Source organism: Kribbella sp. VKM Ac-2571 (assembly GCF_004362255.1).
Taxonomy (GTDB): Bacteria; Actinomycetota; Actinomycetes; order Propionibacteriales; family Kribbellaceae; genus Kribbella; species Kribbella pratensis.
Genome location: NZ_SNWS01000030.1, coordinates 1 through 20,142 on the forward strand (window position 1 = coordinate 1; position 20,142 = coordinate 20,142).

The following is a 20,142-nucleotide window of genomic DNA, read 5'->3' on the forward strand; positions in this document are numbered from 1 at the left end:
TCAACATCAACTGATCCACATCGCCACAACGCACGTTCACAGCCACACCCGAGTATTTCGCACCACCCCAGCCCCACCCGCCCGACACGCGATTCGTGCGACAGCCTCAGCAGGACCAGGTTGGACACCGCGGTAATACCACCGTCGGCCCAGTGGATGAGGTGGTGGGCCTCGCAGTGGCTGGGCGGCGCTCCGCAGACGACGCAGCCCTTGTCTCTGGCGTTGAGCGCGCGTCGCATGGGGCGGGTGACCAGGCGCTGGGTGGTGCCGACGTCGAGGGGTTGCGATCTCGAGCCGAGCACGATCGGGAGGATGTCGGCATCGCAGGCCAGGCGTCGGACGGTCGCTGCAGACAGCCGGTCACCAAAGGTCAGTGCGCCGGTCGCGTTGGCTGTCGCGGTGACGAGGTCGTTGTAGTCGATCGTGACGCTGATGTGCGGCTTCGCGCCATGCCCAGGCACAACCTCGCGCCCACCACCAGCGCCCGTGACCGTGCCAGCACCTCCACCAGCCTCAGCACCAGCACCAACCGCTGCACCCACACCCACACCCGTGCCTGTGCCTGTGCCTGTGATGTTGCCGGCACCGGCTGAGGCGGCGGTGGCGTCGTCGCCGTCGGGTGCGACCCGGTCGAGCGGGAACGGCAGCACCTCACCATCCCCTGCCCCGGCAGTACTCGACGCGGTGGCGCCGGTCGGTGCGGCGCCGGTTGCGGTGGGGGTTTGGCCGGCGGTGGTGAGGACGGTGGTGAGGGCGTCGGCTTGGCGTTTGGTGTGGGGGCGGGGGTCGGGCTCGCCGTCGATGGTTTTGTGGGGGCGGGCGTGGGCGTGGATCAGGGTGCGGAACAGTTCGGCGTTCTCGTTGGCGAGGAAGCCGTGGAAGCTGACACCGCGCTCGGCGGACTTGAGGGTCAGCGATTCGCGGGCGTAGGCGGCCTTCTCCGACGGCTCGGGGCCGTCGGGGTCGAGCAGATCGCAGATCACCTTGCCCGCGCGGCGCAGCTCGGACGGTGTGTGAGTCGCGGCCAGGCCGATCAGTTCCTGTTCGGCGACCGCGAGGTTCTCCGGGGGGACCGTGGCCGGGACGTGATCCAGGATTGCCACGATCACCGCGGCCTGCGCCGGGTTCACCCGCCAACCGCTCGCCGCAGCAGGCCCGTCCGCCACACCGCCGGCCCCGCCGTCGCCCTCCGCAAGTTCAGCACCCCGAGAACCATCGGCGTCCTCAGCACCTCCAGCACCCTCGGGATTCCCAGTGACGTCAGCACCCTCGGGATCCCCAGTGACGTCAGCGCCCTCAGGAGCCTCGGCGGCGGTTGCTGTGGCGGCGTGGGCCGGATTCGGGAAGGGGACGCTGGGGTCCGGAAGAGCCGCCCGGGTGGCCGGGTAGGCGGTGAGCAGGTTGGCGACGCGGACGTCACGCCGGGTCTGCCGAAGATCTTGGCGGTACCGCTGCGACATCAACCGGGCCGTGTCACCCGCACCCAGTTCCTTGGCGTACCCGGACCGGTCCAGGTCCGCCACCAACTGCTGTCCCAGCGTCTCCAGCCGCGCCTTCTCGGCAACGACCGCGTCGAGAGCCGACAGCTTCTCGCTGTCACTCATCGACCACACAGGCCGTCCACCGCGGATCTCCATACCCACAACTCTAGAGACCCCCTCCGACAGTTTCCGACGCCGGAACACCTTGTTTTCAAGGAGATTCACAGCAATCGGTTATCCACAGGGCGGACCGGTGTCCACAGTTGATCCAGATAGTTGCCTCAGGCTACGAAAATCCTCGAGCCTTGATGTCGTCAACCGGCATCGAAGCCACCAAGACCCTGCATCCGGCTGATCAGAGGTGGACGGTGCCGACGGTGCCGTTGATGGTGACTGTGGTGCCGTTGGGGATTTGGGTTGTGGCTTGGGGGACGGCCAGGACCGCGGGGATGCCTTGTTCGCGGGCGACGATTGCCGCATGGGAGAGGATGCCGCCGATTTCGGTGACCACGCCGGCGGCTATGGACAGGAGAGGTGTCCAGGCAGGGTCCGTGTAGGGGCAGATGAGGATGTCGCCGGGGCGGACGGTGGGGAAGTCGGCTGGGCCGCGGACGACTCTGGCAGGGCCGGTTGCTGTGCCGTGGCTGCCTGCGACGCCGACTACTAGGTGTTGGTCGCCGGCGAGGAGTGCGGGGGCAGCGGGGGGTCGGGTTGTGATGGGGCGCGATTGCAGGAGCCAGGGGGCGTGGGTGATTAGGGACCATTCGATGTCTTGAGGGCTGCCAAGGAGCGTGGTGACGGTTTGGGCTAGCGCTGCTAGTTGTACGGCGGTTGCGTCGGAGAGGGTCGGCGTACGGCGTTGAGCGGTGGGGACCTGGCGGACCGTCAGGGCTGAGCCGTGGCGGTCGAGGGACGTGAGTTTGTTGGCGATTGTGCGGGTGACTTTGCCGTCTGCGGTTACCTGGTAGCGGTCGGGGGTTACTCGGCCTTCTACGACGCTGGGGCCTAGGCCCCAGGAGGCCTCGATCAGCGTGGGGCCGTTTGCGTTGGTGAACATCACGCCGGAGACGTCCGCGTCCAGGTGGCGCTGGATGATCACGGCCATCGCCGGAGCGTCGGAGCCGTTGCGGTACGCCGTTGCGCGCGGGGACCACACGGACGCCCAGCAGGCGCGTACGGCGTCGACGATCGCATCGATCCCTTGTACGCCGAGGAAGCTGTCGTGCTGCCCCGCTGCCGATGCGAGCGCGGTGTCCTCGTTCGCGGCCGACGACCGGACGGCGACCGGCGGATCACCCACGCTCGCGAGCCACCGCGAGATCTCGCCGACGAGCCCGTCCGGCAGCCCGTCGATGAGCTTGTCCGGCCGCCCATCGCCAGCCTGCTGAGCATCGAACGGGATGACGATGCCTTCCGGGACCGGTAGGTCGTTGCGGAGGAGAGTGGCGAGGGTGGCTGCTTTGGCGCCGCACCTGTCGATGGTTGCGTCCACGAGCGGCACCAGCATGCGAAGCTCCCATCAACAAAACGTTGACAATGGAATGTTGACAACGGAATGTTGATGATCCACTGTAGGCGGATGCGACGCAAGCAGGACGCGGCGGCGACCGCGGACCAGGAACAGGCCGAACGCCAGCGCGAGGCCCGGGAACAGCTGCTCGCCCTCGGCGCGAAGGACCTCCCGGCCCGTCCGTGGCGACCGGCGCCGATCCCCTTGTCCGCGGTGGATTTCACGCAGTTCGCGGCCTGGCGAGCCTCCGAACTGAACGACGACGATCTCCTAGCGGCGCTAGCGTTGTTGCCGGCTGCTCGGGCGGAGGTCGACGAGGTCGAGGCCGGCCTGCTGTTCATGGCCAGGAGTGCAGGGCTGACCTGGGCGGAGATGGCCGACGCGATGGGGTTCAGCTCGCCGCAGGCCTGTCAGCAGCGGTTCAACCGGCTGGTCGCACGGCAGGACACGTGATGCACCTCGTACTGCATGCGATCCGTCTGCTGGGCTTCGCGGACAGGAAGGCAATCGCTCAACGTTTTGACCTGCGGGACGTCGACAACCTCCTGAAGGACGCCGAGGCACGCGGGTGGGCGACGTACAGCAGCTTCGCAGGGACGTCGGGTTGGTCGCTCACCGAAGCGGGTCGCGCGGAGAACGAGCGCCTGCTCAAGGCCGAGCTGACCGACGTGGACGCCATCAGGAAGGTGTACGCCGACTTCTTGCTGCTGAACGGCATGCTGCAGCAGGCGTGTACCGACTGGCAGCTGCGGCCGGTCGACGGGGATCCCCTGGCGGCAAATGATCACTCTGACGCCGCCTGGGATGCCGGGGTGCTGCACGAACTCAAGGTGATCGATGGAGCGCTCGGGAGCATCACCCGACGGTTGACGGAGGTGTTACCGCGATTCGACGGGTATGACCGGCGATTCGCACAAGCGCTGGCACGCGCCACCGCAGGCGAGACCGCGTGGGTCGACCGCAGTGACGTCGACTCCTGCCACCGCGTCTGGTTCGAACTCCACGAGGACCTCCTCGCCACCCTCAACCTCCACCGCGGCGACTAGTTGCCCAAAGCATCCAAGTAGGCCGCGCCGCGGGGGGTGAGGCGGTAGCCGACCTCGAGGCTGTGGGTGAGGCCCAGGTTCTTGAGTTTGCGTACGTCGAGTTTGAACGGTGCCGTCTCGCGCCCGACGGACGCGGCGAGGTCCGCCGCCCGGGTAGCCGGCCTGGATTCGATCAAACGAAGCGTCTGCTCGGTCCACGGACCGTGGTGGCTGAGCTGGTCGAACTGGGCCAGCCGTGCTCGCAGGTCGTCCAGGTCCTCCGCGGTCAGCGATGACTGAGCAGCCAGCTCCTCGCGCGGATCCGGACCCTCCACCAGATGGAAGCGGATCAGGAACGTCGGCAACGTGTCATCGCCCCGCAGCCGACGCCGTACGTCCTTCGCGTTCTGGCGGTCGGCGAGTGCCAGGTCCGGGTCGTTGTCGACGATCAGGTCCGGGTTCACCTGGCGGATGCTGTCGATCTCGATCCGGCCCGCGTTCGTCCGGTAGATCCGCCCCTCGACCACCCGCGGCTCGGCCCACCGCCGGTACGCCACGGTGATCCGCCCGCTCTCGACGCCGTCCTTGTCCGTTCCAGCGAACAACATCTCTAGCTCCCCAACGCCTTCGCCACGATCGGGGCCAGTTCGCGCAATGCCTTGCCGCGGTGGCTGATCGCGTCCTTCTCCTCGATCGACAACTCCGCGGTCGTGCGGTCGTACCCCTCGGCCTGGAACAGTACGTCGTACCCGAACCCGCCGGTCCCCCGCAGCGAGCGGATCACCGACCCGCGCATCTCGCCGAGCACCACGTCCTCCGACCCGTCCGGCCGGACGAACGCGACCGCCGCCACGAACGACGCGCCGCGACGCTCGTCGGGTACGTCCTCCAGCTGCCCGAGCAGCAGCAGGTTGTTCGCGTGGTTGTCCTTCGCCGGCCCCGACCAGCGCGCCGACAGCACGCCGGGCATCCCGTTCAGCGCGTCCACGCAGATCCCGCTGTCGTCGGCGATCGACGGCAGCCCGGTCGCAGCGAGCGCGGCGCGTGCCTTCAGCAGCGCGTTCCCCTCGAACGTCGGCTCGGTCTCGGCCGGTTCGTCGTACGGCGGTACGTCGCCGAGCCCGAGCACCTCGATCCCGGGCACGATCGGCGTCAGGATCCGCCGCAGCTCCTCGAGCTTCTTCTTGTTGTTCGAGGCAAGCAACACCCGACTCACGCCAACGCCTCCTGCTGGATCTTGGCGAGGTCGGCGCAGCCGGAGATGCCCAGCTCCAGCAGGCTGTCCAGCTCGGCGCGGTCGAACGGCGCGCCCTCCGCCGTACCCTGCACCTCGATGAACTTGCCGTCGCCGGTGATCACCAGGTTCATGTCGGTCTCGGCGCGGACGTCCTCCTCGTAGCAGAGGTCCAGCATCGGCGTACCGTCGATGATGCCGACCGACACCGCGGACACCGTCCCGGTCAGCGGCTCGCTCTTCAGCAGCTTCCGCTCCCGCAGGAACGACACCGCGTCCGCGAGCGCGACGTACGCACCGGTGATCGCCGCGGTCCGCGTGCCGCCGTCGGCCTGCAGTACGTCGCAGTCGAGCAGGATGGTGTTCTCGCCGAGCGCCTTGTAGTCGATCACGGCCCGCAGCGAGCGGCCGATCAGCCGGGAGATCTCATGGGTGCGCCCACCGATCCGGCCCTTCACCGACTCGCGGTCCGAACGGGTGTTGGTGGCCCGCGGGAGCATCGCGTACTCCGCGCTCACCCAGCCGAGACCGGAGCCCTTGCGCCAGCGCGGCACGCCTTCGGTCACACTCGCCGCGCACAGCACCCGGGTGCGTCCGAACTCGACCAGCACCGAACCCTCGGCGTGGTCGAGCCAGTTCCGGGTCACCGTCACGGGTCGGAGCTGGTCAGCATTACGTCCGTCAATCCGAGCCATACCCAAGACCCTAGTCGCAGTTGCTCAGGTCCGAAGAACCGGCGGGAGCTCCTCTCGCTTCTTCGGACGCAAGCGCATCCCTTCCGCGGACGGGAGCGACTGGGTCAGCGCCATCCGGGCCGCCCACGGCAGCAGGTCGTTGGCCCGGCGCCCGGCCCACGGCACGCCTTCGCGCACCAGCCACGCGGCGTCCGCCCATTTGCTCGGCGGCCGGTACGCACAGTCCAGTTCCGGCCGTACGTCGATGCGCAGCCCGCGGGCCGCCAGTTCGTCCGCGAACGCCCGGGCGAGCTTGCGATGCCCGCGCTCCCCCGGATGCAGCCGATCGACGCTCCAGAAGTCACGCCGATACACCTCGGGGTAGTCGGCCATGTCCAGCCGGATCCCACCGAACCGGGCGTGCAGGTCGTCGAACGCGACGTTGACCTGCTCGATCCGGTGCCACAGCGGCCGTCGCAACCACCGCGGCAGGCCGAACACCTGGCCGTGGTCGTGGAACCGGACGGTCAGCAGCAACGCGCCCCGGGCGGTCAGTTGCTCGGCACACAGGTTCAGGTGCTCGCGGATCCGGCCGGCGTCGAAGGTGGATCGCAGGGTGTCGTTGACCCCGACGATCAGCGAAGCAAGGTCGATAGGACCATCACCCGTCGAAGGGAGTTGCTCGGTCGCGACGACCGGCACGGTGGCGCCGCTGGTCGCGTAGTTGGAGAACGTCACACGGTGGGTGCTGGCCAGGGAGTCGGCGAGCAGCGAGGCCCAGCCCCGCCACCCCTCGCCCGGGCGCGCACCGGCACCGGACAGGTCCGTCGTACTGCTGCCGCTCATCGGGTCCCCGACCCCTACTGTGGTCGAGTCCCCCAGTGCCACGTAGTGGAGGCTCACATTCCGCCATGGTGACGGCACGGAGCGAGACGCCGATGTGCGGCGGATGGCCAGTGTGGCAATTCCAGCTGGAGGATCGGTGATTGCTTGCCAGAATTGCTCGGAGTTAGGCTGTTGCAAACAACTATGTGCAGGAGTTGCCTGGTATGACTGATCTTCGGTTTGGCGTGGTCGGGCTCGGGGCCCGCAGCCGCATCGCGCAGTACGCGCACCGTCCCGGCGAGGGCTCGGAAGTTGTCGCGGTCTGTGACCCGGTCGCGGGACAACGGAACCTCGCACTGGAGCTGTACCCGGACGCCACGGCGTACGCCGACCACTCCGAACTGCTGGACCAGAAGCTCGACGGCGTGTTCCTGACCACGCCCGACGACCTGCACGAGGGGCCGGCGATCGACTTCCTCCAGGCCGGGGTCCCGGTGTTCGTGGAGAAGCCGCTGGCGATCACCACCGAGGGCTGCGACCGGGTCCTGCAGGCGGCGTACGACTCCGGCGCCCGGCTGTACGTCGGCCACAACATGCGGCACATGCCCGTCGTGCTGACGATGCGCAAGCTGATCCAGGACGGCGCGATCGGCGACGTGAAGGCCATCTGGTGCCGGCACTTCGTCGGCCACGGCGGCGACTTCTACTTCAAGGACTGGCACGCGGACCGCACCCGCACGACCGGCCTGCTGCTGCAGAAGGGTGCCCACGACATCGACGTGATGCACTGGCTGGCCGGCGGCTACACGACCCGGGTGAACGCGATGGGCGCGCTCACGCTGTACGGCGGGATCACCGACCGGATGGACCGCACCGGGCAGCGGTTCAAGGACTTCGTGTCCAACGACAACTGGCCGCCGCTGGAGCAGAAGGGCCTGGCGCCGGTGATGGACGTCGAGGACCTCTCGATGGCGAACCTGCTGCTGGACAACGGGGTGTTCCTCACCTACGAGCAGTGCCACTACACGCCGGACTACTGGCGCAACTACACGGTGATCGGCACCCACGGGCGGCTCGAGAACTTCGGTGACACCGCGGGCGGCGTGGTGAAGGTGTGGAACAGCCGCCGCTCCGGGTACCGCGAGGACGCCGACCAGGTCGTCGAGATCGCCGGCGAGACCGAGCACCACGGCGGCGCCGACCCGCACCTGGTCGCCGAGTTCGTGAACTTCGTCCGCGACGGCGGCGCGACGCTCACCTCCCCGATCGCGGCCCGCGCCGCGGTCGCTGCCGGCTACGCCGCGACCCAGTCCCTGCGCGCGAACGGCGTACCGCAAGACGTTCCCGCCCTCGACCCGGCCCTGATCGAGTATTTCGACAACGGGCAGACGCGTTGACCCTGCTACGCTTTTCGACGTGACCAGGTACGCCGCGATGCGAATGCTGAGCCCTCGATGCGGGAGGACCTCAGCGGCGTAGGCACGTGTGCTTGCAGCGAGAGGCCCCCGACGTCGGGGGCCTCTTCTCTTTTCCGAGACCTGCTGCGACCACCCTGGAGTGCCACATGATCACCTACATCACTGACTGTTTCGACGGTAACGCCCGCGCCAGACTCAGCACCCGGATCGGTGCACTGTTCGGCCAGTCGCCGACCGTCGTCGCCGCCGACGGTCCCGATCCGGAATCGTTCGCCGCCCTCACCCTCCTCGACTGTCTGCAATCGTTGGAGCTGCTGGGCGAGGAGGGCCACCCGACCATCACGCTGCTCAACATCGCACCGCGTGACGGGGTCTGGCCGAACGGCGTCCCGTTCTGCTTCTTCTGGCACGGCAAACACCTGATCGCGAGCACCTTCAACGCCCGCGTGCTTTCCCTGGTACGGCGTGAGCTCGGCATCGACCACGTCCACGTCACCGACATCCGCGAGGCAGTGACGGCGGCCGGCTTCAACGCGGACGACATCGAAAAGATCGCCACCACGCAATTCCGCAGCCTCTGGTACCTCCCCCTGCTGGCCAAATGGGTCACCGACGGCCGCAGGATCCCGGCCACCGAAACCGCCGTACCCGAAGCAATAGCGGACGCCCCGCTCGTAAGCGTCATCGACAACTTCGGCAACTGCAAGTTCGACCAGCGCCTCGACCTCGTCGCCGGCACGACGCTTCCCGTTGCCAAACGCAACGATGACGGCAGTACGACGATCGTCGACGTCACGGTCTACCCGCATTTGACCGCCGTACCACGGAACGCACCGGGCCTCATCCCGGGCAGCTCCGGCACCGGCTTCACCGAACTCGTCGTCCGCGGCGGCTCTGCAGCCGAAGCCTTCGGCCTGCAGCCTGGCGACGCGCTGCTGGAGCGCGCCGTCGAGAAGGTGGCGTAACCGTCAGATCGGAAGGCCGGCGGTGAGTTGGGTGAAGGCCTGGTCCATGGTTGCGAGGTACTGCGGGAGGGGGAGGTCGATCGCTGATTGGTATGTGGCCATGACGACGCCGACGACCGCGCCGGCCCAGGCGCGGACGGCGAAGTCGTCGGGACGGCGGCCGGTGCGTTCGGCGGCGAGGGTGGCGAGGAGTTCGATGCCCTCGTACATCTGGTCGAGCATCCGGACGCGGAGCTCGGGGGCGTTCATCACCAGGCGCTGGCGTTCGGACTCCAGCTCCCACTCCTCCGCGGTCAGCGCGTCCATGCTCTGCCGGATCGCCGCCCGGAGCGCCTCGGTCGGGTGCAGTTCGGGGGGCTGGCCGCGGAACAGCTCGATCATCACCGGGTCGAGCCGGTCGAGGACGACGGTGTCCTCCTTGGTCGGGAAGTACCGGAAGAACGTCGCCGGCGACACCTCGGCCGCGGCGGCGATCTCCTGGACCGTGGTCTCGGCGTACCCCTGGTCCCGGAAGAGCCGCAGGGCATGTTCCTGGATCGCCGCCCTGGTCTTCGCCTTCTTCCGCTCCCGCAACCCGCTCATGCCTTGATTGTCGCAAGTTCCGGTGCGGTTGCCTGGGTACGGCGGGGCAGAAAGGCCAGCGCGAGCACGATGGACACCACGGCGAGGCCGCTGCACGCCCACAGCGTGACGTCCATGCCGTCGACGAACGCCGCACGAGCCGAGCGGGTCAGCTCGGGCGAACCGATCGCGACCGCCGCCGAGGCACTGTCGCGCGCGGCCTCCGCAGCCGCGGACGGGAGGCCGGTGACGTCCAGGTGGTCGCGGTACGCCGCATTGAGCACAGTCCCGAGGATCGCGACGCCGAGGGTCCCGCCGACCTGGCGCGCCGCCTGGATCAGCGCGGATCCCGAGCCGCTCCGGTCGAGAGGCAGCGCCGCGAGTGCGAGCCCGTTCATGGGCGGCAGCGTGAAACCGATGCTGACACCCACCAGGCTGACCCAGATCGCGGTGAACCCGTAGCCGTCACCGACTTTCGTGAACGCGCCGATCGCCAGCCCGACGAGCATCAGCGAGAACCCGATCACCACCGAGATCCGCGCCCCGGCCGCCGCGACCAGACGCTCCGCGACCTTCGCGCCGACCAGCATCCCGCCGATGATCGGCAGCAACCGCAGCCCGGCCTCGAACGCGTCCGCGCCTTGCACCGCCTGGAACAGCTGCGGCAGCACGAACAGCAGCCCCACCAGCGTGAACGACGCCAGCGTCGCCAGCACCGTGCCCCAGGTGAAGCCGGCCGACCGGAACAAGGACAGCTCGACCAACGGGTCCGCAGTACGCCGGGCCCACGACCAGAACGCCGTCAGGAAGACCACTCCGGCGGCAATCCCACCGAGCGCCCACGCCGAGCCCCAGCCGTGCTCGCCCGCGGCGATGAACCCGTACGTCAGGCAGACCAGCCCGGCCGCCGTCAGCAGGATGCCCGGTACGTCGATCCGCCGCGACCGGTGACCGTTCGTCGACGGGATCAAGAGGGCCACTGCAACTAGTCCGATTGCAACTAGTGGCAGGTTGATCAGGAAGATCGAACCCCAGCGGTAGTGGTCCAGCAGCCAGCCGCCGAGGAGCGGGCCGAGCGGGATGCCGACCGAGTTCGCCATCAGCCAGATCGTCATCGCGCGCTGCCGTTCCTCCGGGGCGAACAACAGGTTGAGCAGCGACATCGACAGCGGGATCAGGAACGCCGAGCCGATCCCGAGCGCCGCGCGACCCGCGATCAGCTGACCGGGAGAGTTTGCGAACGCGCACGCCGTCGACGCCAGCCCGAACACCACCAGCGCCCCGAGCATCAGCCGCTTCGGCCCGAACCGGTCCCCCAGCAGGCCCGCCGGGAGCAGCAGCGAGGCGAGCACCAGCGTGTACGCGTTCGCGAACCACTGCAGCTGACTCGTCGACGCCTGCAGATCGGTCGCCAGCGTCGGCAACGCGACGTTCAGCACGGTCAGATCCAGCCCGATCACGATCAGGCTGAGGGACATCGCCGCCAGGGCCCACCACCGCCGCGGATCCAGCATGACAATCACCTTTCTGAGATCAACTCTAATTTGAGAGTAGATCTCAGAATTGCGATCTGTCCACCGCGATCTGACTATTCCACGGCGGCGCGCAGCACCTCCCGGACGAGCTCCGGCTGCTCCAGCCAAGGCGAGTGACCGGCGCCCGGGATCAGGTGGAACGTGTGGTTCGGGACGTGGTCGGCGAGATCGCGGACCGCCCAGGCAGGGCGCGGGTCCCCGGCGCCGTGGACGAACGTGACCGGGGCCTGGATCGCGGCAGCCTGCGCCTTCAGCTCGTCAGATGCCAACCGTCCGGTGGCCCCCAGCGCGCGATTGGCGGCGAAGTTGATCGGGAGGTCGACGGCCGCACTCGCGTACGCCCACTCCATCGCGCGCTCGCGATCGGCATGATCGGTGAACCACGACAACGCGCGGAACTCGGTTTCTTCGGCCGGCGTGCGCTGCCTGCCGGACAGCTCCCCCAGGCGGGCGTCCTGCTCCGGGGTGATCCGGCGCGCGCGTTCCTCGTCGTACGCCGTACGCCAGTCGCCGATGCCGACACCGTCGAGGTACACGACCCCGGCCACGTGATCGCCGTACGACGCGGCGTAGGTCATCGCCAGCGTCGCGCCGAAGGAGTGGCCGATGACGACGATCCGCTCATGCCCGAAGTACGCGCGCAGCTCGTCGATGTCGCGCGCCGATCGGGCCAGCGTCTGTACGTCGGACGGATCCGAGCGTCCGCAGCCGCGCTGGTCGAACCGGTGTACGACGACGAGATCGTCGAGCATCTCCGCGAGTACGGCGTAGTCGTCCCACAAGCCCGGGCCGCCGTGCAGGATCACGACCGCCGGCCGTCCGGTCGCCGTACCGGTGGTTGCGGTCCACAACCGAACGCCGTCAGATGTCGAAAACGGCATGCGGGGTAGCGATCTCGACCGGGCCGGAGAAGGTACGACGGGCGTTCTCGGCCTGCGTCACGCGGTCGTACCACGGCGGCACATGCGTGATGACGAGCCGCTTCACACCGGCCTTGCTCGCATGCTCACCGGCGTCGGCCGGCGTCAGGTGCAGGTCGATCGGGTTGTTCGGTTCGTTGTCCGGCAGCGCGGCCTCGGACAGCAGTACGTCGGCGCCGCGGGCGAGCTCGACCAACGCGTCGTTCGGCCCGGTGTCGCCGGTGTAGACCAGCGATTTGCCGCCGTGCTCGACCCGGATCGCGTACGCCGGCACCGGGTGCACCATCGGCGCGGTGCGGATCGTGAACGGGCCGATCTGCTGAACGCCCTGCCAGGCATGGAATTCGAGCTCCTCCTCCATCCCCGGGTCGAGCGGCAGGTCGTACGCCAGCGCCATGCGTTCCGACGTACCGGGCGGCCCGAACACGGGGATCCGCGGGATCGGCGCCCCCGGCGCGTAGCGCGCCGCGACGTAGAGCCCGCACAGATCCATGCAGTGGTCAGGATGCAGGTGGGACAGGCCGATCGCCCCGATCTCCGGTACGGCGACGTGCCGTTGGAGCGAACCGAGCGCGCCACTGCCGAGGTCGAGGATCAGGTTGAACCCGTCGGCCGTGACCAGATAGCTCGAGGCGGCCGAGTCCGGCCCGGGCACAGACCCGGAGCAACCGATCACGGTGAGCTTCATACTTGGAACACTACCGGCGAGTCGACCCCCGCGCAGGACGACCGGACGCGTCGATTCGGTTACCACACAGGCATCCCGGCCGCTTCCGGTGCCTTGGACAACGTCCGGATGCGACCTGAATCACACTCGTCAACGGACCCAGGCGAACTGGTCGACCACTCCCAGCGCGGGGCCGAGGAAGCGGGAGCCGATCGCGGCGAACTCCGCGGGGTTGCCCGTGGTGACGAAGCGGTGCGCGGGCGCCGGGAGGTGATCGGGGCGCAGCAGTCCGGTCTTGGTGAGGACGCCGTACACGTCCTTCGCGCACTCCTCGGCGCTGCTGACCAGCGTGACGTTGTCGCCCATCACGTACGAGATGACGCCGGTGAGCAACGGATAGTGGGTGCACCCAAGGATCAACGTGTCGACACCGGCCTCGACCAGCGGATCCAGGTACTCGTGGGCGGCCTCGAGCAGCTCCGGTCCGGACGTCACACCGGACTCCACGAAGTCCACGAACTTCGGGCACGCCTGCGTGAACAGCTCCACCTGCGGCGCGGCCGCGAACCCGTCCTCGTAGGCGAGCGACTGCGCGGTCGCCTTCGTGCAGATCACGCCGACGCGCTGGTTCCGCGTCGCCGCCACCGCCCGCCGCGCAGCCGGCAGGATCACCTCGACCACCGGTACGTCGTACCGCTCGCGAGCGTCCCGCAGCATCGCGGCACTCGCGGAGTTGCACGCGATCACCAGCATCTTCACGCCGGCCTCGACGAGATGGTCCAGGCATTCGAGCGCGTACTCACGCACCTCGGCGATCGGCTTCGGCCCGTACGGCTGCCGCGCGGTGTCGCCCAGATAGAGGATCGGTTCGTGCGGCAACTGATCGAGTACCGCGCGGGCGACGGTGAGTCCCCCGAAGCCCGAGTCGAAGATCCCCACCGGTGCGTCAGCCACAGGAAAAGCTTAGAGGTTCCGCCAAGAGATGACACCGTCGCGAGCGTCGTCCCGCGGAGTGCTGGGCAAGGCGGAGGAGGGAGGCAGGACGGAGTCCTGTCGACCGACGACAACGCCGCCCAGCGCCCGCGGGGCGGCGCGCAGCAGGTGGCATCTCTTGGCGGAACCTCTCAACAGGTCCGGCGGCGGGCAGATCACAAGTGCAGGCTTACCTAACCGGGCGGAACGACACGCCGGGGTTGTCCACATCTTTACGTTATGGAATTGCCTTTTCGCGTGATGCGCGCCACTCTGGAGCGATGTTTGCTCGACCGCCCCTCGTGATGCCATGGATCTGACGCATCACCTCGCGGTGGTACTCGGTACCACCGCCGCACCAACTCCGCAGCCCGATCAGGTAGCCGCCGCAGGTCAAGCGGCCAGTCAGGCCGCGGAGTCGCACAACGGCACCGCCGCGGACATCGCGTCGTCCATCGGACCGACGGGACTCCTGCTGCTGGCGCTGATGGCGATGTTCGCTGCGTACGTCGTCTCGCTGTCGCTGCATCCGAATGCCAAGTGCAACCGGTGCAAAGGTGCCGGCCGGCACCGCGGCAGCATCTTCAGTTACGCCCAACGCCCCTGCAACAGCTGCAAGGGCCGGGGCGTCCATCCCCGACTCGGCCGCAAGGTCCTGTTCAAAGAACCGTAGGCAACATGACGTAACCACCCCTGCAGGTGCCTAAGGCAACTAAAGGCACCACCAGCCCGGACCGGCCCTCCGCCCGCCGTTCCGGGTTCCCCTCACCCCTGCGCCGATTGGTTCAGCGCCCGGTTCGGCCGTCAAGCTGTTCGCGCAGGATGTCGGCGTGCCCAGCATGCCGGGCGGTCTCCTCGATCAGATGGACGAGCGTCCACCGCCGCGACGGTGCCCCACGCCTGCCCGGCCGCGGCCCCGGTACGGCGAGGTCGTCCCAAGCCGCGACCACCGCGTTGGCTTCGACCCCGATCTCCCGGTACGCCGCGAGCACCTCCGCCGCCGTCTCGCCGGCTCCCGCGCGGAACGTGGCCTTCCAGTCCGGCACCTCGTGCCCGAGCAGATAGTGCCGCTCCACCGCGGTCAGATGCTTCACGAGCCCGAGCAGATTGGTCCCGGAAGGTACGCCGGGTGCGCGCACCGCGTCCTCCGGAAGACCGTCCGCCTTGGCCGCCACCGACGTACGCAGATAGTCGAGGAAGCCGAGGAGTACGTCGCGCTCGCCCGGCCCGGTCGCCGGCGGTCCGGCATCACGTCTCTTCACGCGGCCAAGACTGCCGTCCGGCACATGCTTCGAGCACGAAAAGTTGCCGGACCGGCAAGGGCTCAGGCCCAGAGCTGACCTTCGAGACGGTCCTCGGCCTCGTCGATCGTGCCCTCGTAGGCGCCGGTGGACAGGTACTTCCAGCCGCCGTCCGCGACCACGAACGCGATGTCGGCCTGCTCGCCGTCGCGCACGCACTTGGCCGCCTGGCCGAGCGCCGCGTGCAGGATCGCGCCGGTCGAGATACCGGCGAAGATGCCTTCGTTGTCGAGCAGTTCGCGGACCCGGCGGACGGCGTCGCGCGGACCGACCGAGAAGCGGGCGTCGATCAGCGTCGCGTCGTACAGCTCGGGGACGAAGCCCTCGTCGAGGTTGCGCAGGCCGTAGACGAGTTCGCCGTACCGCGGCTCGGCGGCGACGATCCGCACCGCGGGCTTGTGCTCGCGGAAGAACCGGCCGGCGCCCATCAGCGTGCCGGTGGTGCCGAGGCCGGCGACGAAGTGCGTGACGGACGGGAGGTCCTCGAGGATCTCCCGCGCGGTGCCGTCGTAGTGCGCGAGCGCGTTCGACGGGTTGCCGTACTGGTACAGCATCACCCAGTCCGGGTGTTCCTCGGCGACCTGCTTCGCGACCCGGACCGCCTCGTTGGAACCGCCCGCGGCCGGGGAGGAGATGATCTCGACCCCCCACATCCGCAGGATCTGGCGGCGCTCCTCGGAGGTGTTCTCCGGCATCACGCAGACCATCCGGTACCCGCGGAGCTTGGCCGCCATCGCGAGCGAGATGCCGGTGTTGCCCGACGTGGGCTCGAGGATCGTGTTGCCCGGGCGCAGCCGGCCGTCCTTCTCGGCGTCCAGCAGCATCCGCAGCGCGGCCCGGTCCTTGATCGACCCGGTCGGGTTGTGGTCCTCGAGCTTCGCCCAGAGCCGTACGTCGGCCGACGGCGACAACCGCGGCAGCCCGACCAGCGGGGTGCCGCCGACCGAGTCCAGCAGGCTGTCGAATCGCATCGGGACTCAGCCGCCGGCGACGGCCGGCAGCACGACGACGACGTCGCCGTCCTTGATTTCGGTCTTCAGGCCGCCGGTGAACCGGACGTCCTCGTCGTTCACGTACACGTTCACGAACCGGCGCAGTTCCTCCGGCTCGCCCTCCACGATGCGCTCCTTGAGGCCCGGGTGGGCGCCATCGATGTTGTCGATGAACTCGGCCAGGTTCGTGCCGTCACCGTTGACCGCCTTCGCGCCACCGGTGTAGGTGCGCAGGATCGTCGGCACGCGCAGCTCGATCGCCATATTCAGTGCTCTCCTTCTGTCTCCGCATAAGAACCAACCACGCGTACTTCTTCTTCCGTGACCTCACCGTCGACGATCCGGTACGAGCGGAACTCGACCGGGCCGTCGTACTCCGGGGAGTCGGCGCCGTCCCGCGTCGACACCAGCACGTAGTGGGCGCCCGGCTCCTGGGCCAGGTTGATGTCGGTGCGTGACGGGTAGGCCTCGGTGGCGGTGTGCGAGTGGTAGATCACCACCGGCTCCTCGTCCCGCTCGTCGAGCTCCTTGTAGAGCCGCAGCAGGTCACCCGAGTCGAACTCGTAGAACGTCGGCGACATGGCGGCGTTCAGCATCGGGATGAACCGGGTCGCCCGGTCCGAACCTTCCGCACCCGCGACCACACCGCACGCCTCGTCGGGGTGATCCCGCCGGGCGTGCGCCACGATCGCGTCAACCGTCGCCTTCTCGATCACCAGCACGCTTCCACGGTACGGCGCGCGCCGCACCGACCCCGCCAACCGCGAAGTCGGTCCACAATGCGGACAGTGCAGAGGAGGTCCGCCTACCAGCGGTCGTGGATCTGGGGGCGGATCAGGTCGTCATACGTCTGCTGGACGGCGGTCAGCTGGTCCGGGGTCAGTGAGGCGAGGGTGGCGGCGGAGATGTTGCCGGCTACCTGGGCCGGGTTGCGGGCGCCGGGGATCACCACCGAGACACCGGGCTGGTCGATGATCCAGCGGAGCGCGAACTGGGCCATCGTGGCACCGGCCGGGAGCCAGGGCATCAGGCGGCGGACGGCTTCCAGGCCGGTGGTGAAGTCCACGCCGGAGAAGGTCTCGCCGACGTCGAAGGCCTCGCCGTGCCGGTTGTATGTCCGGTGGTCGTCGTCGCCGAACGTGGTGTGCTCGTCGTACTTGCCCGAGAGCAGACCGCTCGCGAGCGGGACGCGGGCGATGATGCCGACGCCGGCCGCCTGAGCAGCGGGCAGGACCTCGTCGAGCGGCTTCAGGCGCAGCGCGTTCAGGATGATCTGCACCGACGCGACGTTCGGCCGCGCGATCGCGGTCAGGGCCTCGGCGCAGGTCTCGACGCTGACGCCGTACGACGCGATGCGGCCCTCGTCGACGAGGGTGTCGAGCGCGTCGAAGACCTCGTCGTCGGAGTAGACGGGCGTCGGCGGGCAGTGCAGCTGCACCAGATCGATCGTGTCGACGCCGAGGTTCTGCCGGGAGCGGTCGTTCCAGGCGCGGAAGTTCTGCAGCGTGTAGTTCTCCGGCACCTGCTCGACGCGGCGGCCCATCTTGGTCGCCACAGTCAGGCCATTGGACGCCTTGAGTACCTGTCCGACGAGCCGCTCGCTGCGGCCGTCGCCGTACACGTCCGCGGTGTCGATGAACGTCACGCCGCCGTCGATCGCGGCGTGCAGCACCGCGAGCGCGTCGCTCTCGTCCACCGATCCCCAGTCGCCCCCGAGTTGCCACGCCCCGAGCCCGACCACACCGACATCCCGCCCGGTTCGCCCGAGCCGCCGCATCTCCATACGGCCAACCCTAATGGCGCATGTTGTGCAGCAGAGCGGACTGGAGGTAGCCGAGCCAGTCGTAGAGGTCGTAGGTGAGGCGGCGTGGGTCGTCGTCGGGGAGTTTTTCCCAGGTGGAGTAGTCGTCCTCGTCCTTGATGTCGAGACGGGTGCCGATGGCGAGGCGGAGGTCGTTCAGCGCGCGCAGCCAGGACAGCTGCTCGTCGGGCTCGAGTGCGATCTCGTCGGCGCCGGATTCCTCGAGGGCGGACAGCACCCGCTTGGCGTCGGTGACCTTGCCCTCGCGCAGCCCGCGCTCGGTGAACCGGCGGAACTCGGCCGACGCCATGTCGTCCTGCTTGTACGCGTCCGGCAGCAGCCGCTGCAGTACGACGTCCTCGGGTGGCGACGTCGGCCCGTCGGAGTCGAGCAGCGCCGCGAGCGGGTCGCTGGACTCGGTGGCGCGCGGCGGCAGACCGTCGTACAGCAGCTCGACCAGGTTGCGGAGCAGATTCGCCAGGATGTCCGCCTCGTGCTCGGCGAAACTGACGATCACGGTCTTGCGGCGCCTGCGGAACCGCGTCACGACTTCTCGCAGGTGGCCCACAGGCCGTAGGTGTGCATCGCTTCCACGTCGCGTTCCATCGCTTCCCGGTTGCCGTTCGAGACCACCGACTTGCCCTCCTGGTGCACCTGCAGCATCAGCTTCTCCGCCTTCGCCTTGGAGTAGCCGAAGTACGTCTGGAAGACGAAGGTGACGTAGTCCATCAGGTTGACCGGATCGTTCCAGACGATGGTCACCCAAGGCGGGCTCAACTCGATCGCCTCGTCGACCTCGGGGCTCTCGAGTTCGCTTGGTGCGGTGGTCACCTGTCCATTCTCTCCATCATCGGTTCCGGTCTCGCAATAGGCTGCTCCTGTGACGCACTCGACCGCGCTCTTGACAGACCACTACGAGCTGACCATGCTGCAGGCCGCGCTGGCCGACGGCACGGCGCAGCGCCGCTCGGTGTTCGAGCTGTTCGCCCGCCGGCTGCCGGACGGCCGCCGGTACGGCGTGGTCGCGGGCATCAACCGCCTGCTGGACGCGCTCGAGCGGTTCCGGTTCGACGAGCAGACGATCGCCTTCCTGGCCGATCGCGGCGTCGTCGACCAGGCTACCCGGGACTGGCTGGCGGAGTACCGGTTCTCCGGCGACATCTCCGGGTACGCCGACGGCGAGATCTTCTTCCCCGGCTCACCGGTGCTCGTGGTGGAGTCGTCGTTCGCCGAGGCGGTACTGCTGGAAACCGTTTTCTTGTCGATCCTGAACCACGATTCCGCGGTCGCCTCGGCGGCGTCGCGGATGACCTGGTGGGCCGGTGGGCGGCCCTGTATCGAGATGGGCTCCCGGCGGACCCACGAAGGCGCCGCGGTCGGTGCGGCGCTGGCGGCGTACATCGCGGGCTTCACCGCCACCTCGAACCTGGAGGCGGCCCGCCGCTTCGGTATCCCGAGCACGGGGACGGCGGCGCACGCGTTCACGCTGCTGCACGACCGCGAGGAGGACGCGTTCCGGTCGCAGGTCGACGCCCTCGGCAAGGGCACCACGCTGCTCGTCGACACCTACGACGTTGCGGCGGCGGTGCGGACCGCGATCGAGCTGACCGGCCCTGAGCTGGGCGCGGTCCGGCTGGACTCGGGTGACCTGCCGTCGCTGGCCGGGCAGGTCCGCGACCAGCTGGACTCGCTGGGCGCGACGAAGACCCGGATCATCGTGACGAGTGACCTGGACGAGTTCCAGATCGCGGCGCTCGCGCCGGCGCCGGTCGACGGGTACGGCGTGGGTACGTCGCTGGTCACCGGGTCCGGGTACCCGACCTGTGGGTTCGTGTACAAGCTGGTCGCCCGTGAGGACGCGAGCGGCGAGGTGGTTCCGGTGGCGAAGAAGAGCCCGGACAAGATCTCGATCGGCGGCCGGAAGTGGGCGCTGCGACGGCGTACGGCGGCCGGGGTCGCGGAGGTCGAACTGATCGGGGTCGGCGAGCAGCCGGTCGACGACGGTGACGACCGGGTGCTCCTGAAGCCGCTCGTCGAGTCGGGCAAGATCGTCGGCCGGACCACGCCCGAGGAGTCCCAGGCGCATCACCAGAAGGTCCGCGACGAGCTTCCCCGCTCCGCCAGCCAGCTGAGCCGCGGCGAGCCCGCCATTCCCACCGACTACATCGGCGACTACAACAGCCGCAACCCCTTCCTCCCCCGGAGCCACACGTGACAGCGCTTTCGGCCGGGCCTTCGGCGCCGGCGTGGTCATGGGGCTG

At 68.7% G+C, this 20,142-nt stretch carries 24 protein-coding genes; 6 read left to right on the forward strand and 18 right to left on the reverse strand.

Annotated features, from left to right (window positions below):
• Together EV651_RS43160 and EV651_RS40030 are read right to left on the reverse strand one after the other, a co-directional pair.
• Window positions 1–1,637 (reverse strand): HNH endonuclease signature motif containing protein (locus tag EV651_RS43160; protein WP_133791273.1); only part of this gene is annotated, 1,637 nt, incomplete at its 3' end.
• A gap of 199 nt (window positions 1,638–1,836) precedes the next feature.
• A complete protein-coding gene (locus EV651_RS40030; protein WP_133791275.1) occupies window positions 1,837–2,988 on the reverse strand; it encodes a PEP/pyruvate-binding domain-containing protein in 1,152 nt (383 codons plus the stop codon).
• A 72-nt stretch (window positions 2,989–3,060) separates the two neighbouring features.
• Here EV651_RS40030 and EV651_RS40035 point away from each other — a divergent pair, with 72 nt between their 5' ends.
• Together EV651_RS40035 and EV651_RS40040 are read left to right on the forward strand one after the other, a co-directional pair.
• Window positions 3,061–3,444, forward strand: a complete 384-nt coding sequence (locus tag EV651_RS40035; protein ID WP_133791277.1) for a DNA-binding protein — start codon at window positions 3,061–3,063, stop codon at window positions 3,442–3,444.
• Window positions 3,444–4,037 carry a transcriptional regulator gene (locus EV651_RS40040; RefSeq protein WP_133791280.1) on the forward strand — a complete coding sequence of 198 codons (594 nt, stop codon included), beginning with the start codon at window positions 3,444–3,446 and terminating at the stop codon, window positions 4,035–4,037. The genes EV651_RS40035 and EV651_RS40040 overlap by 1 nt, the downstream gene beginning before the upstream one ends.
• Here the strand turns inward: EV651_RS40040 and EV651_RS40045 are convergent.
• The 4 genes from EV651_RS40045 to EV651_RS40060 are packed head-to-tail and all read right to left on the reverse strand — an operon-like array spanning window position 4,034 to window position 6,827.
• Complete coding sequence (locus tag EV651_RS40045) at window positions 4,034–4,624, reverse strand: hypothetical protein (RefSeq protein ID WP_133791282.1); 591 nt, start codon at window positions 4,622–4,624, stop codon at window positions 4,034–4,036. The two genes, EV651_RS40040 and EV651_RS40045, sit on opposite strands and share 4 nt — an antisense overlap.
• Window positions 4,625–4,626: 2 nt before the next feature.
• Window positions 4,627–5,232: an RdgB/HAM1 family non-canonical purine NTP pyrophosphatase gene (rdgB, locus tag EV651_RS40050; RefSeq protein WP_133791284.1), complete on the reverse strand. Its 606-nt coding sequence runs from the start codon at window positions 5,230–5,232 to the stop codon at window positions 4,627–4,629.
• The gene (gene rph, locus EV651_RS40055; RefSeq protein ID WP_133791286.1) at window positions 5,229–5,945 is read right to left on the reverse strand and encodes a ribonuclease PH; all 717 of its coding nucleotides are present in this window, start codon (window positions 5,943–5,945) and stop codon (window positions 5,229–5,231) included. Before rph ends, rdgB begins: the two co-directional genes overlap by 4 nt.
• A 24-nt stretch (window positions 5,946–5,969) precedes the next feature.
• Entirely contained in the window at window positions 5,970–6,827 is an 858-nt protein-coding gene (locus EV651_RS40060) for an SGNH/GDSL hydrolase family protein (RefSeq protein WP_133791288.1), read from the reverse strand.
• Window positions 6,828–6,973: 146 nt separating this feature from the next.
• On the opposite strand from EV651_RS40060, the gene EV651_RS40065 reads away from it, so the two are divergent.
• Together EV651_RS40065 and EV651_RS40070 are read left to right on the forward strand one after the other, a co-directional pair.
• Complete coding sequence (locus EV651_RS40065) at window positions 6,974–8,146, forward strand: Gfo/Idh/MocA family protein (protein ID WP_133791290.1); 1,173 nt, start codon at window positions 6,974–6,976, stop codon at window positions 8,144–8,146.
• A 167-nt stretch (window positions 8,147–8,313) separates the two neighbouring features.
• Window positions 8,314–9,132, forward strand: coding sequence for an SAM hydroxide adenosyltransferase (locus tag EV651_RS40070; RefSeq protein ID WP_133791292.1), 819 nt, complete (start codon window positions 8,314–8,316; stop codon window positions 9,130–9,132).
• A gap of 3 nt (window positions 9,133–9,135) precedes the next feature.
• Here EV651_RS40070 and EV651_RS40075 read toward each other — a convergent pair whose 3' ends face one another.
• The 5 genes from EV651_RS40075 to murI form a co-directional block, all read right to left on the reverse strand.
• Window positions 9,136–9,714: a TetR family transcriptional regulator gene (locus EV651_RS40075; RefSeq protein ID WP_133791294.1), complete on the reverse strand. Its 579-nt coding sequence runs from the start codon at window positions 9,712–9,714 to the stop codon at window positions 9,136–9,138.
• Complete coding sequence (locus EV651_RS40080; RefSeq protein ID WP_133791296.1) at window positions 9,711–11,207, reverse strand: DHA2 family efflux MFS transporter permease subunit; 1,497 nt, start codon at window positions 11,205–11,207, stop codon at window positions 9,711–9,713. Before EV651_RS40080 ends, EV651_RS40075 begins: the two co-directional genes overlap by 4 nt.
• 74 nt (window positions 11,208–11,281) lie before the next feature.
• Entirely contained in the window at window positions 11,282–12,109 is an 828-nt protein-coding gene (locus EV651_RS40085) for an alpha/beta fold hydrolase (RefSeq protein ID WP_133791298.1), read from the reverse strand.
• Window positions 12,090–12,836 (reverse strand): MBL fold metallo-hydrolase, encoded by a 747-nt coding sequence (locus EV651_RS40090; protein WP_133791300.1) that lies wholly within the window; start codon window positions 12,834–12,836, stop codon window positions 12,090–12,092. The genes EV651_RS40085 and EV651_RS40090 overlap by 20 nt, the downstream gene beginning before the upstream one ends.
• Before the next feature lie 129 nt (window positions 12,837–12,965).
• Window positions 12,966–13,769, reverse strand: a complete 804-nt coding sequence (gene murI, locus EV651_RS40095; RefSeq protein WP_133791302.1) for a glutamate racemase — start codon at window positions 13,767–13,769, stop codon at window positions 12,966–12,968.
• 328 nt (window positions 13,770–14,097) lie between these two features.
• Between murI and EV651_RS40100 the strand changes: the two genes are divergently transcribed.
• On the forward strand, window positions 14,098–14,460 hold the full coding sequence (locus EV651_RS40100; RefSeq protein WP_133791304.1) for a hypothetical protein: 363 nt from the start codon (window positions 14,098–14,100) through the stop codon (window positions 14,458–14,460).
• Between the two features lie 112 nt (window positions 14,461–14,572).
• On the opposite strand, the gene EV651_RS40105 is transcribed toward EV651_RS40100, so the two are convergent.
• The 7 genes from EV651_RS40105 to clpS form a co-directional block, all read right to left on the reverse strand.
• Entirely contained in the window at window positions 14,573–15,049 is a 477-nt protein-coding gene (locus EV651_RS40105; protein ID WP_238157524.1) for a DinB family protein, read from the reverse strand.
• A 62-nt stretch (window positions 15,050–15,111) separates the two neighbouring features.
• Entirely contained in the window at window positions 15,112–16,059 is a 948-nt protein-coding gene (locus tag EV651_RS40110; protein WP_133791307.1) for a PLP-dependent cysteine synthase family protein, read from the reverse strand.
• 6 nt (window positions 16,060–16,065) lie between these two features.
• Window positions 16,066–16,344 carry a MoaD/ThiS family protein gene (locus tag EV651_RS40115; protein WP_133791309.1) on the reverse strand — a complete coding sequence of 93 codons (279 nt, stop codon included), beginning with the start codon at window positions 16,342–16,344 and terminating at the stop codon, window positions 16,066–16,068.
• Between the two features lie 2 nt (window positions 16,345–16,346).
• Complete coding sequence (locus EV651_RS40120) at window positions 16,347–16,802, reverse strand: Mov34/MPN/PAD-1 family protein (RefSeq protein WP_133791310.1); 456 nt, start codon at window positions 16,800–16,802, stop codon at window positions 16,347–16,349.
• An 83-nt stretch (window positions 16,803–16,885) separates the two neighbouring features.
• Window positions 16,886–17,863 carry an aldo/keto reductase gene (locus EV651_RS40125; RefSeq protein ID WP_133791312.1) on the reverse strand — a complete coding sequence of 326 codons (978 nt, stop codon included), beginning with the start codon at window positions 17,861–17,863 and terminating at the stop codon, window positions 16,886–16,888.
• 10 nt (window positions 17,864–17,873) lie between these two features.
• Window positions 17,874–18,428 (reverse strand): DUF2017 domain-containing protein, encoded by a 555-nt coding sequence (locus tag EV651_RS40130; protein ID WP_133791314.1) that lies wholly within the window; start codon window positions 18,426–18,428, stop codon window positions 17,874–17,876.
• Window positions 18,425–18,712: an ATP-dependent Clp protease adapter ClpS gene (gene clpS, locus EV651_RS40135; RefSeq protein ID WP_133791316.1), complete on the reverse strand. Its 288-nt coding sequence runs from the start codon at window positions 18,710–18,712 to the stop codon at window positions 18,425–18,427. The genes EV651_RS40130 and clpS overlap by 4 nt, the downstream gene beginning before the upstream one ends.
• A gap of 94 nt (window positions 18,713–18,806) precedes the next feature.
• Between clpS and EV651_RS40140 the strand changes: the two genes are divergently transcribed.
• Complete coding sequence (locus tag EV651_RS40140) at window positions 18,807–20,096, forward strand: nicotinate phosphoribosyltransferase (protein WP_238157527.1); 1,290 nt, start codon at window positions 18,807–18,809, stop codon at window positions 20,094–20,096.
• Window positions 20,097–20,142: the final 46 nt, after the last annotated feature.

What these genes read in the sequence shown, in the direction of transcription:
- EV651_RS40030 (WP_133791275.1), bottom strand. Translation starts at nt 2,988, where the DNA reads ATGCTGGTGCCGCTCGTGGACGCAACCATCGACAGGTGCGGCGCCAAA.
- EV651_RS40035 (WP_133791277.1), top strand. Translation starts at nt 3,061, where the DNA reads ATGCGACGCAAGCAGGACGCGGCGGCGACCGCGGACCAGGAACAGGCC.
- EV651_RS40040 (WP_133791280.1), top strand. Translation starts at nt 3,444, where the DNA reads ATGCACCTCGTACTGCATGCGATCCGTCTGCTGGGCTTCGCGGACAGG.
- EV651_RS40045 (WP_133791282.1), bottom strand. Translation starts at nt 4,624, where the DNA reads ATGTTGTTCGCTGGAACGGACAAGGACGGCGTCGAGAGCGGGCGGATC.
- rph (WP_133791286.1), bottom strand. Translation starts at nt 5,945, where the DNA reads ATGGCTCGGATTGACGGACGTAATGCTGACCAGCTCCGACCCGTGACG.
- EV651_RS40065 (WP_133791290.1), top strand. Translation starts at nt 6,974, where the DNA reads ATGACTGATCTTCGGTTTGGCGTGGTCGGGCTCGGGGCCCGCAGCCGC.
- EV651_RS40070 (WP_133791292.1), top strand. Translation starts at nt 8,314, where the DNA reads ATGATCACCTACATCACTGACTGTTTCGACGGTAACGCCCGCGCCAGA.
- EV651_RS40075 (WP_133791294.1), bottom strand. Translation starts at nt 9,714, where the DNA reads ATGAGCGGGTTGCGGGAGCGGAAGAAGGCGAAGACCAGGGCGGCGATC.
- EV651_RS40080 (WP_133791296.1), bottom strand. Translation starts at nt 11,207, where the DNA reads ATGCTGGATCCGCGGCGGTGGTGGGCCCTGGCGGCGATGTCCCTCAGC.
- EV651_RS40085 (WP_133791298.1), bottom strand. Translation starts at nt 12,109, where the DNA reads ATGCCGTTTTCGACATCTGACGGCGTTCGGTTGTGGACCGCAACCACC.
- EV651_RS40090 (WP_133791300.1), bottom strand. Translation starts at nt 12,836, where the DNA reads ATGAAGCTCACCGTGATCGGTTGCTCCGGGTCTGTGCCCGGGCCGGAC.
- EV651_RS40100 (WP_133791304.1), top strand. Translation starts at nt 14,098, where the DNA reads ATGGATCTGACGCATCACCTCGCGGTGGTACTCGGTACCACCGCCGCA.
- EV651_RS40110 (WP_133791307.1), bottom strand. Translation starts at nt 16,059, where the DNA reads ATGCGATTCGACAGCCTGCTGGACTCGGTCGGCGGCACCCCGCTGGTC.
- EV651_RS40115 (WP_133791309.1), bottom strand. Translation starts at nt 16,344, where the DNA reads ATGGCGATCGAGCTGCGCGTGCCGACGATCCTGCGCACCTACACCGGT.
- EV651_RS40125 (WP_133791312.1), bottom strand. Translation starts at nt 17,863, where the DNA reads ATGGAGATGCGGCGGCTCGGGCGAACCGGGCGGGATGTCGGTGTGGTC.
- EV651_RS40140 (WP_238157527.1), top strand. Translation starts at nt 18,807, where the DNA reads ATGCTGCAGGCCGCGCTGGCCGACGGCACGGCGCAGCGCCGCTCGGTG.